At 75.9% G+C, this 12,325-nt stretch carries 12 protein-coding genes; 4 read left to right on the top strand and 8 right to left on the bottom strand.

The genetic code is table 11. The features are described from left to right. Positions 1-15: 15 nt before the first annotated feature. The 6 genes from MF406_RS04530 to MF406_RS04505 all read right to left on the bottom strand — a co-directional run bounded on the left by MF406_RS04530 (position 16) and on the right by MF406_RS04505 (position 7,091). Positions 16-720 carry a metal-dependent transcriptional regulator gene (locus MF406_RS04530; protein ID WP_242896800.1) on the bottom strand — a complete coding sequence of 235 codons (705 nt, stop codon included), beginning with the start codon at positions 718-720 and terminating at the stop codon, positions 16-18. A 1-nt stretch (position 721) separates the two neighbouring features. After that, entirely contained in the window at positions 722-1,528 is an 807-nt protein-coding gene (locus MF406_RS04525; RefSeq protein WP_242897681.1) for a metal ABC transporter permease, read from the bottom strand. 35 nt (positions 1,529-1,563) lie between these two features. Next, on the bottom strand, positions 1,564-2,268 hold the full coding sequence (locus tag MF406_RS04520; protein ID WP_371744650.1) for a metal ABC transporter ATP-binding protein: 705 nt from the start codon (positions 2,266-2,268) through the stop codon (positions 1,564-1,566). Between the two features lie 160 nt (positions 2,269-2,428). Further along, entirely contained in the window at positions 2,429-3,403 is a 975-nt protein-coding gene (locus tag MF406_RS04515) for a metal ABC transporter substrate-binding protein (RefSeq protein WP_242896799.1), read from the bottom strand. Positions 3,404-3,535: 132 nt separating this feature from the next. Continuing rightward, the gene (locus MF406_RS04510; protein WP_242896798.1) at positions 3,536-5,452 is read right to left on the bottom strand and encodes a heavy metal translocating P-type ATPase; all 1,917 of its coding nucleotides are present in this window, start codon (positions 5,450-5,452) and stop codon (positions 3,536-3,538) included. A gap of 139 nt (positions 5,453-5,591) precedes the next feature. Then, entirely contained in the window at positions 5,592-7,091 is a 1,500-nt protein-coding gene (locus MF406_RS04505; protein WP_242896797.1) for an NAD-dependent succinate-semialdehyde dehydrogenase, read from the bottom strand. Positions 7,092-7,217: 126 nt separating this feature from the next. Here MF406_RS04505 and MF406_RS04500 point away from each other — a divergent pair, with 126 nt between their 5' ends. The 3 genes from MF406_RS04500 to MF406_RS04490 all read left to right on the top strand — a co-directional run bounded on the left by MF406_RS04500 (position 7,218) and on the right by MF406_RS04490 (position 9,933). After that, complete coding sequence (locus MF406_RS04500) at positions 7,218-8,525, top strand: MFS transporter (protein ID WP_242896796.1); 1,308 nt, start codon at positions 7,218-7,220, stop codon at positions 8,523-8,525. Positions 8,526-8,723: 198 nt separating this feature from the next. Continuing rightward, positions 8,724-9,137, top strand: a complete 414-nt coding sequence (locus MF406_RS04495; RefSeq protein ID WP_242897679.1) for an RNA polymerase sigma factor — start codon at positions 8,724-8,726, stop codon at positions 9,135-9,137. Between the two features lie 175 nt (positions 9,138-9,312). Beyond that, positions 9,313-9,933 (top strand): methylated-DNA--[protein]-cysteine S-methyltransferase, encoded by a 621-nt coding sequence (locus tag MF406_RS04490; protein ID WP_242896795.1) that lies wholly within the window; start codon positions 9,313-9,315, stop codon positions 9,931-9,933. Positions 9,934-10,057: 124 nt separating this feature from the next. On the opposite strand, the gene MF406_RS04485 is transcribed toward MF406_RS04490, so the two are convergent. After that, positions 10,058-10,537, bottom strand: a complete 480-nt coding sequence (locus tag MF406_RS04485; protein WP_242896794.1) for a hypothetical protein — start codon at positions 10,535-10,537, stop codon at positions 10,058-10,060. A 241-nt stretch (positions 10,538-10,778) separates the two neighbouring features. On the opposite strand from MF406_RS04485, the gene MF406_RS04480 reads away from it, so the two are divergent. Next, positions 10,779-11,306 (top strand): hypothetical protein, encoded by a 528-nt coding sequence (locus MF406_RS04480; protein ID WP_242896793.1) that lies wholly within the window; start codon positions 10,779-10,781, stop codon positions 11,304-11,306. A 351-nt stretch (positions 11,307-11,657) separates the two neighbouring features. Here the strand turns inward: MF406_RS04480 and MF406_RS04475 are convergent, their stop codons facing one another. After that, complete coding sequence (locus MF406_RS04475; RefSeq protein ID WP_242896792.1) at positions 11,658-12,017, bottom strand: Fe-S protein; 360 nt, start codon at positions 12,015-12,017, stop codon at positions 11,658-11,660. Positions 12,018-12,325: the final 308 nt, after the last annotated feature.

The raw sequence follows: 12,325 nt of genomic DNA, 5'->3' as shown, positions 1-12,325 counted from the left end.
CGGCCTAGCGCTGCCCTAGCGCCGCACCACCCACACCGCTGCGGCGGCGGCCAGCCCGACCTCGCGCGGGCCGCCGTCGCCGTCGCCCCCGCCGCCGTCGCCGACGTCGACGTCGACCAGCAGGGTGCCGGCGAAGTCGCGCCGCTCCAGGACGGTCAGCGCGGTGTCGAGGGTGATGCCGAGCCCCTCGAGGTAGCGCAGCACCTGCGGGTCGGTGTCCGCCACCCGGGCGACGACCACCCGCTCCCCCGCCGCCGTGAGGTGGAGCTGGTGCGCGGCGGGGGCGGGCACGGTCCCGTCCGGGCCGGGGATCGGGTCCCCGTGCGGGTCCCGGACCGGGTGGCCCAGGCGCGCGTCGAGGGCGTCGACGAGCCGGTCAGAGACCGCGTGCTCGAGCACCTCGGCCTCGTCGTGGACCTCGTCCCAGCCGTACCCGAGCTCGACCGCCAGGAAGGTCTCCAGGATGCGGTGCCGGCGCACCACGCCGACGGCGGCGGCCCGCCCGGCGTCGGTCAGCTCGATGGCCCCGTAGCGGGCGTGGGTGAGCAGGCCCTGCGCGGTCAGCCGCTTGACCGCCTCGGAGACGGTGGACGGGGCGAAGCCCATCCGCCGGGCGAGGGAGGTGGTGGTGACCGGCTCGTCGGACCACTCCTGCGCCGACCAGACCACCTTGAGGTAGTCCTGGGTCGCGGCGGAGAGGTCCTCGAGCACGGCGGCCACGCTACGCGACGGCGGCCGGGCGCCGTCGGCGGAGCACCCCCCGGGCCGGGGCGAGCAGGGCGGCGGCGGCGAACAGCACCCCCTGCGCCAGGACGATCATCGGCCCGGAGGCGGTGTCGAGGTAGTAGCTGGCGTAGATGCCCACGACCGCGCACGCCGCGGCCAGCGTCGGGGCGAGGACGAGCATCCGGGGGTGCCGGTCGGTCAGCAGCCGGGCGGTGGCGCCGGGCAGGACGAGCATGGCCACCACCAGCACCACGCCGACGGCCTGCAGGGCGACGACCACGGTCACCGCGAGCAGCCCGAGCAGCAGCGCGCCGAGGCGCCGCGGGCTGAGCCCGACGGCGTGGGCGTGGGTGGGGTCGAAGGCGTACAGGGTCAGGTCCCGGCGCTTGAGCAGCAGCACGGCCAGGGTGGCGGCGCCGAGCAGGAGCACCTGGAGGAGGTCGGCGGGCGAGACGCCGAGGAGGTTGCCGAAGAGGATGTGGCCCAGGTCCGTCTGAGCCGGGGTGACCGAGATGAGCACCAGCCCGAGGGCGAACAGCACGGTGAAGACGACGCCGATCGCGGCGTCCTCGGCGAGCACGGACCGGTCCCGCACCACCCCGATCAGGGCGACCGCGAGCAGCCCGAAGACCAGGGCGCCGACGGCGAACGGGGCGCCGAGCACGTAGGCCAGCACGACCCCGGGCAGCACCGCGTGGGAGACGGCGTCGCCCATCAGCGACCAGCCGACGAGGACCAGCCAGCAGCTGAGCACCCCGCAGACCACGGCGGCGACGACCGCGACGACCAGCGCCCGGTCCATGAACCCGTAGGCCAGCGGGGCGGTGAGGAGCTCGGTCACGACGCGCCTCCGCCGAAGGCCAGGGCCAGGTTCTCCGGCCGGAGCACCACGTCGGGGGCGGCGTGCAGGAGCACCCGCCGGTGCAGCAGGGCGGCGTCGTCGCACAGCTCGGGCAGGGCGGCCAGGTCGTGGGTGGAGACCAGCACGGTGCGCCCGGCCGCGGCCACCTCGCGCAGCAGCGCGACCAGGGTGGCCACCGAGCGCTGGTCGACGCCGGCGAACGGCTCGTCGAGCAGGAGCACGGTGGCGCCCTGCGCCAGCCCGCGGGCGACGAAGGCCCGCTTGCGCTGCCCGCCGGACAGCGCGCCGACCTGGCGGTCGGCCAGCGCGGTCAGGCCGACCCGGTCCAGCGCCTCGGCCACCGCCGCCCGGTCCGCCGGGCGGGGCCGCCTGGTCGGGCCCAGGTGGCCGTAGCGGCCGGTCATCACCACCTCGCGCACCGAGATCGGGAAGGTCCAGTCCACCTCCTCGGCCTGCGGCACGTACCCGACGGCGGCCCGGCGGCGGGCCTGCTCGGGCGGCAGGCCGTGCACGCGGACGGACCCGGCGGCGGGGCGGACCAGGCCCATGACGGCCTTGAACAGGGTGGACTTGCCCGAGCCGTTCATCCCGACGAGCCCGGTCACCCGGCCCGGCGCGAGGGTGAGGGAGGCGCCGTCGAGCGCGGTGACCTCCCCGTAGCGCACCACGAGGTCCCGCACCTCGAGCGCGGGCGCGGCCGTCGCGGGGGCGGCGGGCCCGGGCCCAGCCGGTCGGGGCACGGCGGGCGTGGCCGGCGCCGGCCGGGGCGCCGTCACGACGCGCTCCCGGGTGGGCGGCCCTCCGCCGGGCGGCCCGTCCCCCACGCCGGCCGGCGCGCAGTCACGTCGCGCTCCCGGTCAGGCCGGCGACGATGGTGGCCGCGTCGTGACGGAGCAGGTCCAGGTAGGTGGGCACCGGGCCGTCCGGCCCGGAGAGGGAGTCGACGTACAGGGTGCCGCCGAAGCGTGCGCCGGTTTCGGCCGCGACCAGGCGCTGGCCGCTGTCGTCGACGGTGGACTCGCAGAAGACCGCCGGGACGTCCTGGGCGCGGACCCGGTCGATGACGGCGGCCACCTGCCGCGGGGTGGACTGCCGCTCGGAGTTCACCGGCCACAGGTAGGCCTCGGCCAGCCCGACGTCGCGGGCCAGGTAGGAGAAGGCGCCCTCGCAGGTGACGAGCACCCGCTGGGCGGCCGGCAGCCGGCCGAGCGCCGTCGTCAGCTCGGTGCGCACGGTGGCCAGCTCGGCGGCATAGGCCGCGCCGTTGGCGGCGTAGCTGTCGGCGTGGGCCGGGTCCAGGTCGCTCAGCGCGGCGACGATGTTGTCGACGTAGACCTGCCCGGCCGACGGCGACATCCAGGCGTGCGGGTTCACCTCCCCGCGCCCGCCGGCCACCTCGATGGTCTGCACCCCCTCGCTCAGCACGACGTGCTCGGCGTCGACGTCGGCCATGAACTGGCGGAACCACGCCTCCAGGCCGAGCCCGTTGTCCAGGACGAGGTCGGCGCCCGCGGCCCGGCGCAGGTCCGCCGGGGTGGGCTCGTAGCCGTGGATCTCCGCGCCGACGGCGGTGATCGAGGCCACCCGGACGTGCTCGCCGGCGACGTTGCGGACCATGTCCGCCAGCACGGTGAAGGTGGTCAGCACCAGGGGCCGGTCGTCGGCCGGCGACGGCGCCGCACCGGCCGTGCTGTCGGCCTGCCGGCCGGGGGCGGACCCGGCCGCCACCGGGCTGCACGCGGCGAGCGCCGTGGTGACGAGCAGCAGGACGACGGCGGCCGCCCCGGACCACCCCCGCCCGGCTCCCCGCAGCATTGCTTGGGGGCAGCCCGTCGGCTGAGGTTTCGGCATGGCGAAACACTAGGCCCGAGCCCTGTTCGCCGCAACGGTGGCGCGCGGGTCGGGAAGCGAGCTGTCCGGCGGCGAGCGCGAGCGCTACCGGCGCGGTCAGGACGCGACCGGCAGCGGCTCGGCGTCGACCCGCTCGCGCCGGCCGGGCCCCTGCACCGCGGGCCCGGCCGGGCCGGCGGTCTCGCCCCGGCCGGGCCGCGCGGCGCGCAGCGCCCACAGGATGCAGGCCAGGTCGACGACCTCCTGCAGCCCGGCGCCGACGATCGCCGGCAGGAACCCGGCGGCGGCGAGCACCATCAGCCCGACCGAGAGCCCGACCCCGATGCCGATGGCCTGCCAGGCGACGCGCATCGTGCGCCGCCCCACCCGGACCGCCCGGACGGTGCGGTGGAGATCGTCCCGGAGGATGACCACGTCGGCCGACTCGCTCGCCGCGGTCGACCCGCGGGCGCCCATGGCGATCCCGACGTCGGCGGCGGCCAGCACCGGGGCGTCGTTGACGCCGTCGCCCACCATCAGCACCGGCCGCTCGGGCACCGCCCGCACCACCGCGACCTTGTCCTGGGGCAGCAGCCCGGCCCGCACGTCCTCGATCCCGACGGCGGCCGCGACGTGCCGGGCGGTGGGCGCGGCGTCCCCGGTGAGCATGAGGGTGCGCCGCACCCCGGCGCGGCGCAGGTCGGCCACGGTGGCCGCGGCATCCGCCCGGACCTCGTCGGCCAGCGCGAGGGCGCCGGCGTAGCGCCCGTCGACGGCGACGTGCACGAGGGTCTGGCCGGGCTCGACGCCGACGTCGGCCACGCCGCCGGCCTGGTCCGCGACGAAGCCGGCGCCGCCCACGACGACGCGCCGGCCGCCCACGGTGGCCCGCACGCCGGCGGCGGTGACCTCCTCCGCGTCGCGGGCGGGGGGCACCGGCAGGTGGCGCGCCCGGGCCGCGGCCACCACGGCCTGGGCGAGCGGGTGGGCGGAGTACTGCTCGACGGCGGCGGCGAGGGTGAGCAGCTCGGGGTCACGGACGCCGTCGGCGGGGTGGACGGCGGCCAGCCGCGGGTGGCCGTGGGTGAGGGTGCCGGTCTTGTCGAAGGCGGCGGTCCGCACCCGGGCGAGGCGCTCGAGGGTGCCGCCGTCCTTGACGATGACGCCGTTCTTGGCGGCCCGGGACATCCCGGCCAGGAAGGCCACCGGGGTGGCGATCAGCAGCGGGCACGGGGTGGCGACGACGAGGACCTCGGCGAACCGGACCGGGTCGCCGGAGGCCGCCCAGGCCAGCGCGGCGAGCGCGAGCGCGCCGAGGGTGAACGGGACCGCCACCCGGTCGGCGAGCCGGACGAACGGCGCCCGGGACTCCTCGGCGGCGCGGACCAGGTCGAGGATGCGCTGGTACTGGGAGTCGGCGGCGGCCGCGGTGGCGCGCACGTGCAGGGCGTCCGGGCCGTTGACCGAGCCGGACAGCAGCGCCGCGCCGCGGCGGTGCTCCACCGGCAGCGGCTCCCCGGTGAGGGAGGACTCGTCGACCGTGGCGGCCGCGGAGAGCAGGACGGCGTCGACCGGGACGACCTCGCCGGGCTTGACGAGGAGCTCCTGGCCGGCCACGACCGCGGCGACCGGGACGTCCCGGGTGCCGCCGTCGCCGGTGACCAGGTGCGCGGTCTGCGGGGCGCGGGCGAGCAGGGCGGTGAGCTCGCGCCGGGCCCGGCCGGCGGCGTGGTCCTCCAGCGCCTCCCCGCCGGCCAGCATGAGGCACACGACCAGCGCCGCCCAGTACTCGCCCACGGCCACGGTGGAGCCGATGGCGGTGACGGCGAGGATGTCGATGCCGTAGGTGCCCGCGCGCAGGTCGGCCAGCATGCCGCGGGCCTGCTGGGCGGCGACGCCGACGGCGAAGAGGGAGACGACCCACCGGGCGGCGCCGCCCGCGCCGGCCAGCTCGAGCGTCCCACCGACCACGCCGACCAGGAGCGTGAGGGCGACGAGGGGGTAGCGCCGGAGGAGGCGCACGACGGCGGCCATGACCCCGTTCTAGGTCAGATCCCGCGGCGTGTATAGCAAGGAAAGGCTGCCCTGCGCGGGGGCGCGGGGCCGCCGTCGGCCCGGTCGCGACGCCCCGCCGGGCCGGCCCGACCGGCCGGTGCGGGCGCCGTCGGCGGGCTCAGGCGTGCGGGTCGGCGATGCCGACGTAGACCGTCTCGAGGTACTCCTCGATGCCCTCGTGCGAGCCCTCCCGGCCCAGCCCGGACTGCTTGACGCCGCCGAACGGGGCGGCCGGGTTGGAGATCACGCCCGAGTTGAGGCCGAGCATCCCGGTCTGGAGCACCTCGGCCATCCGCAGCCCGCGGGCGAGGGAGGTGGTGAACACGAACGAGATCAGCCCGAGCTCGGTGTCGTTGGCCATCCGCACGGCCTCGGCCTCGTCGGCGAAGGTGGTGATGGAGACGACCGGGCCGAAGATCTCCTGCCGGTGCAGCAGCGCGTCCGGGCCGGCGCCGGTGAGGACGGTGGCCGGGTAGAACCAGCCCGGGCCGTCCGGCACCTGCCCGCCGAGCAGCACCTGGGCGCCGTTGGCGACGGCGTCGTCGACGAGGTCGGCGACCTTCTGCCGCTGCTTGGCCTCCACCAGCGGGCCCAGGCCCACCCCCTCGGCGGTGCCCGGCCCCATGGTGATCTGCCGGACCTGCTCGACAAGCCTGGCGGTGAACTCCTCGGCGACGTCCTGGTGGACGAGGAACCGGTTGGCCGCGGTGCAGGCCTCCCCGCCGTTGCGGAACTTCGCGGCCATCGCCCCGGCGACGGCGGCATCGAGGTCGGCGTCCGGGAAGACCAGGAACGGGGCGTTGCCGCCGAGCTCCATCGAGGTGCGCAGCACCTGCCCGGCGGCGTCGGCCAGCAGGGACCGGCCGACCTCGGTGGAGCCGGTGAAGGAGAGCTTGCGGGTGCGCGGGTCGGCCAGCAGGGGCCCGGTGGTGTCCCCGGCGGTGGTGGTCGGCACGACGTTGACGACGCCGGGCGGCACCCCGCCGTCGGCGAGGACCTCGGCGAGCAGCAGGCTGGTCAGCGGGGTGAGCCGGGCGGGCTTGAGGACCACGGTGCTGCCGGCGGCGAGCGCGGGACCGATCTTGCGGGTGCCCATCGCGAGGGGGAAGTTCCACGGGGTGATCAGCACGCTGGGCCCGACCGGGCGCTTGGTGACGAGCACCCGCGACTTCCCGTCCGGGGCGACGGAGTACCGGCCGGGGGTGCGGACCGCCTCTTCGGCGAACCAGCGGAGGAACTCGGCCCCGTAGCTGACCTCCCCGCGGGACTCCGCCAGCGGCTTGCCCATCTCCAGGGTCATCAGCAGCGCGACGTCCTCGGCCCGGTCGGTGAGGAGCTCAAAGGCCCGGCGCAGGATCTCGGAGCGCTCCCGCGGCGGGGTGCGCGCCCACCCCTCCTGGGCCCGGTGGGCGGCGTCCAGGGCGGCGAGCGCGTCCTCAGCGCCGGCGTCGGCCACGGTGGCGATGACCTCTCCGGTCGCCGGGTCCTCGACGTCGAACCGCTTGCCGCTGGCCGCCTCGCGCCAGGTGCCGTCGATGTACAGCCCGGTGCTCAGGGTGCCGAGCAGCTGCTCCTGCCGCTTGCGGAGGTCCTCGGGGATGTCCGTCGTGGTGGTCATGTCCGCTCCTCTCGCTCGCCCTCGAGGCTACGTCACGGTGCGCCGCGTGGCAGGGCGGCGGGCTGCGCCGTCGGCCCGGTCCCGTACGGTGAGGCAGTCCCCCTCCCCAGACCTGGAGCCACACCGATGCCCGTCCCCGGTCCGCCGCACTCCAGCCGGGACGGCGCGGGGCGGTCGCCGCGGCGCCCGTGGTCCTCGGGCTTCCTCCTGCTGGGCATCGTGCTCGTCGCGGTGAACCTGCGCCCGGTGATCACCGCGCTGGGGCCGGTCCTGCCGCTCGTCGGGGCGGAGACGGGGCTGTCCCCGGCCGCGCTCGGGCTGCTCGGGGCGATGCCGGTCGTCGCCTTCGCCGTCGTCTCCCCGGTGGTCCACCTGCTCATCGACCGTCTCGGTGTGGAGCGGACGGTGCTGGGCGCGCTGGTGGTGCTCACGGTGGCCACCGTGCTGCGGTCCTGGCCCGGGCCGGCCGCGAACCTGTGGGTGGGCACCGTGCTAATCGGGGCGACGGTCGCCGTCGGCAACGTCGCGATGCCGGTCGTCGTCAAGCAGGACTTCCCCAGCGTGGTGGCGCGCACCACCGGGGTGTACGTCGCCGCGCTCAGCGTGTGCGCCGCGCTCGCCTCGGGGCTGGCGGTGCCGCTGGCCGGGCTGTCCACGCTGGGCTGGCGCCTGTCCCTGGGGGTGTGGGCCCTGCTGACGGTGGTGGCGGTCGCCGCGTGGGTCCCGCGGGCGCTGCGGCCCGGGCCGGGGCGGCCGGGCCCGCTCACCGGGCGGCCCGCGCCCGGCCGGCCGCCGTCGCCCGCAGCTGGCCGGCCGCCGTCGCCCAGCCCACCACGACCGGCCGGCCCGTCGGTCTGGCGCTCCGGGCTGGCCTGGCAGCTGGCCGGCTACATGGGGCTGCAGTCCACCGCCTTCTACGTCCTGGTCACCTGGCTGCCGACGCTGGAGCAGGACCTGGGGATCAGCCCGGCCGACGCCGGCTGGTACGTCTCCTTCTTCCAGGTCGTCGGCATCGCCGGGAACCTCGGCGCCCCGGCGGTCATGCGGCTGGGCCGGGACCAGCGCCTGGCGGCCGCGCTGCCCGGGCTGCTCCTGGCGGTGGCGGTGGTCGGCATGCTGGTGGCGCCGGGCCTGGTGCTGCTGTGGAGCGCCGGCATCGGCCTCTCCACGGGCGCGGCCTTCGTCATCTCGCTGTCGCTGATGAGCCTGCGCGCCGCCGACGCCGCCACGGCCGGCCGGCTGTCCGGCATGTCCCAGGCCGTGGGCTACGCCCTCGCCGCGCTCGGGCTCGTCCTGGCCGGCGTGGTGCGGGACCTGACCGGGCCCGGCCCCTGGCTCCTGGTGCTCGTCGGGCTGGTCGCGGTGGCGATGGTGATCCTGGGCCTGCGGGTGGGGACCTCACGTCCGGGGCTGGGCGGCCGTCTACCTCAGTGACGACGGCGGGAGGGAGCCCGGGTGGATGACGACGGCGGTGCGGGGCGTACGGCCCCGGGGGTTCGCCAGCTCCCGCAGGCCGGCGGGGACCGCCGGGCCGACGAGGTCTCACGGGCCGCGCGAGTCTCGCGGACCGGCCGCGACCCGCGGGCCGCCCGGGTCCCGCCGGGCGACCGGAAGGCCCCCTTCGAGACGGTCGTGGCCCGGCACGGGGCGACGGTCCTGCGGGTCTGCCGGGCCGTCGTCGGGCCGGACGACGCCGAGGACGCCTGGTCCGAGACGTTCCTCGCCGCGCTGGCCGCGTACCCGGCGCTGCCCGGGGACGCCAACGTGGAGGCCTGGCTGGTCACCATCGCGCACCGCAAGGGCGTCGACGCGCTCCGGGCCCGGCAGCGGCGCGCCGTGCCGACCGCCGAGGTGCCCGAGCGGGCCGCCCGGGCGGACCCGGCCGGGCCCGCGGTGGAGGTCTGGGCGCAGGTCAAAGACCTGCCCGACAAGCAGCGGCAGGTGCTGGCCTACCGCTACCTCGCCGGCCTGCCCTACCAGGACATCGCCGACATCCTCGGCGGCACCGCCGTCGCCGCCCGCCGCGCCGCCGCCGACGGGATCTAGACCCTGCGCGCCCGGCTCGCGCCGGAGGCTGTGGACGTGACGCCGACGCCCAGAGCCCTGGCGCCCGGAGACCCGGCACGCCAAGACCTGTCCCCCGGGGCCATGGCACGCGGCCGCGCGCCGGCCCGGCAGACCCCGTGACCACCCCATGACCACCGACATCCGGAGGCATCCCATGACCGCCAGCCCCGCCGCCGCGGCCGCCCAGCTGCTCGCCCCGCTCACCGACCCCGCACCCGGCGACCTCGACAGACTGCGCGGCTCCCTGGCCGCCGCGGCCGAGCGGGCCGGGCTGCTCGACGTCGCCTACACCACCGTGGACACCCCCCTCGGCCGCCTGCTGCTGGCCGCCACCGAGCGCGGCCTGGTGCGGGTGGCGTTCGAGCGGGAGGACCACGACGCCGTCCTGCAGACCCTGGCCGAGCGCGTCAGCCCGCGGGTCCTGCACGCCCCGGCCCGGCTGGCGACGGCGGCCCGCCAGGTCGAGGACTACCTCGCCGGCCGGCGCACCGGGTTCGACCTGCCGCTGGACCTCAGCCTGGCCACCGGCTTCCGGCGCAGCGTGCTCGAGCACCTGCGGCAGATCGGCTACGGGCGGACCGAGAGCTACACGCAGGTGGCGACGGCGGTCGGCAGCCCGCGGGCGGTGCGGGCCGTCGGGTCGGCGTGCGCGACCAACCCGGTCCCCGTCGTCGTGCCGTGCCACCGGGTGCTGCGCTCGGACGGATCGCTCGGCGGGTACGTCGGGGGGCTGGCGGCGAAGCAGGCGCTGCTCGGGCTGGAGGCGGCGGCGTAGGTGCCCTCGCCGGTTGCTGGCGTGACTTGCATACGTGGCACGCGGGCTGGCGGCCGCCACGACGCCCGCGACGCACACCCGCACCACACGGCTCGGCCAGCAGGGTCAGGCCCCGCGGATCTCGTCAGCCGGCCGCGGTCACGGACCGGGCGGCGATCAGTGCCGCCGGGACGTGCCCGGCCGCGAGCACGACGGCGGCCACCGCGACCCACGGGTTGCCCATCCAGGCGGCGGTGGCGAGGAGCACCACGACTGGCAGGACCGCCATCGGCACCGGGATGCGTCCCAGCGGGCGGTACAGCGCCGCCGCGGCATGCCCGGTCGGGAAGTAGCACGCCCACAGCGCGTAGTACCGGACCAGGCCCGTCACCACCGGCACGGCCCACCCCCAGAGAAGCGGACCAGGCGCGGTGCTCACCGGGACGGCCAGGCACAGCGCCTGCCCCGCCCGCTCCAGCCAACCCACCGGCCGTGGCACCGTGGCCGACGGCACCGGGCCGCGCGGCGGGAAGCGCAGCAGCAGGAGGTTCGGCCCCAGCACCGCGAGGGCGACGACCAAGCCCTCCGGCGAGAACCCCACGTCCTGACGCCACAGCGCTGCCACCAGCGAAACCCCGGACGGACGGGCCCGAACCTCGATCAGCCCGGAACTCCTCGCCCTGCCCACAGCCGGCACGACAGCTCTGGCACGCTGGTCCACCCCTCCGGCGCGACGCCGCCACACGCTCGATGATCGACGACGGTCACCGGGCCCCGGTCTCCCCCCCGGCAGACGGGCGGTAGCCTTCGCGGAACTTCGCGTTCCACCGGCTACCGAGGGAGAGTAACCGTTGTCGTTCCGAACGATGTGGAACAAGACCCTGTCACTGTTCGCCATCGCCTGCATGAGCGCGATCGTGACCGGGCCGACGGCGATCGTCCTCGGCATCACCCAGCTCAACGAGTTCCCCGGTCGGTTCACGGATGACACCTACGGCCCGGGCGACCAGTTTCGCATCTCCGCACCCGGCAAGGTGGCCTCCGTCTGGGCCTCCGGCGAGGACCTGCGCCGGGACGAGGTGACGTGTCTCGACAACGGCGAGCCGGCACCGCTCGCCAAGAACGCAGCGAGCACGACCATGGACGGCCGCGCCTTCGAGCTGCTGCTCGACGGCGACTACGACGTGCTCAACCAGCTTACCTGCACAGGCGGAGGACTCGAGGCGCTCCGCGTCTCCACCCGCACGCCGGAGTCGCGTGCGCGGACCTTCATCATCGGAGGGGCCGCCGCGACGGTCGTGCTGGTTCCAGCGGGCATCGTCCTGTGGCGCGCCACCGCTCGCACCCGTCGGCAGGAGTCGATGGCTGCGAACGACCGACCGACCAGCGTCTAGGGCCTCGGCCCCAGCAGCCCGCCATCCCTGCACCTGGGGGATGGCGACGGGGCGGCCGACGGGGCCTTGATCCTGAGTGCGACGAGACCTGAGTGCGACGAGAGTGGGCGGCTCCTGCGGGTGGGGGCGCTCCGCCGGGGTTGCCGCGGGCCTCGCGTTGCATCCGCGGGCCCGTAATGAGCGGGGCGACCACGCACGTCACACCGGCGTCGTTCTACGCCGCCGCATACTGCGCTCGCACGGCCTACCGCCCTGCGAGGTGCGCATCATCAGCCGCGTGCGGCTGGCGACCCATGCCGGAGGGCAAGCCCTCGAGCCCTCCGAGCCCGTCGAGCGGATCGGTCCGGACGGTCACCAGAGCACTGCGATACCAGCGTTGAAGAGGACCAGCGCGCCGATGAGCCAGAACACCGACGTCGGCAACGGCGGACCCTTCTTGGTACGGCTGGTACTGATACCGGTCAGCGCGGCGACCACGATCAGTACGACCAGCTTGATGCCGATCTTGACGTAGTTCAGCTCGCCGTCCACGCCCCACGGTGCGGACAGAACCAGGCCGGAGACCAAGGCCACCAGCACCCCGAAGTTCATCAGCCTGGTGGCCTGGTACCGGCGAGCCGCCGCCTCCACCGTCCACGCACCGAACATGATGGCGAAGGCCACGAGATGCACCAGCACGACGACACCGCGGAGAGTCTCGAGGAAGTCCATGCCTTCACGGTAATGCGGCGCCAGGATCACGTCCTGCTCCCCTGCCTGGGCCACAGCAGCTCGGCAATGTCCTTGTGGTCGAGGGACTCCCCGCCCCGGGCGGTCGGCCCTGTCGTCAACCATTCCGCTTCACGTCACCAGCGGCGCTACGGGAACCTGACCCAAAGACAAACGGCCCCGCCGGCCAGGCGGGGCAGTGCTAGTGCGCGCGACTTATGTGGAAGTTTCGAGAGTACGTTCCAACCCACCCTCCGGTGGCACAGTCCCTGTTCAGAGAGCCTTCTGCGGGAGCTGCGACGGTCGGTTCG

Origin of the sequence: Georgenia sp. TF02-10 (assembly GCF_022759505.1) — a bacterium.
In the GTDB taxonomy this organism is placed as follows: domain Bacteria; phylum Actinomycetota; class Actinomycetes; order Actinomycetales; family Actinomycetaceae; genus TF02-10.
This window is presented reverse-complemented; position numbering and strand designations above follow the sequence as displayed.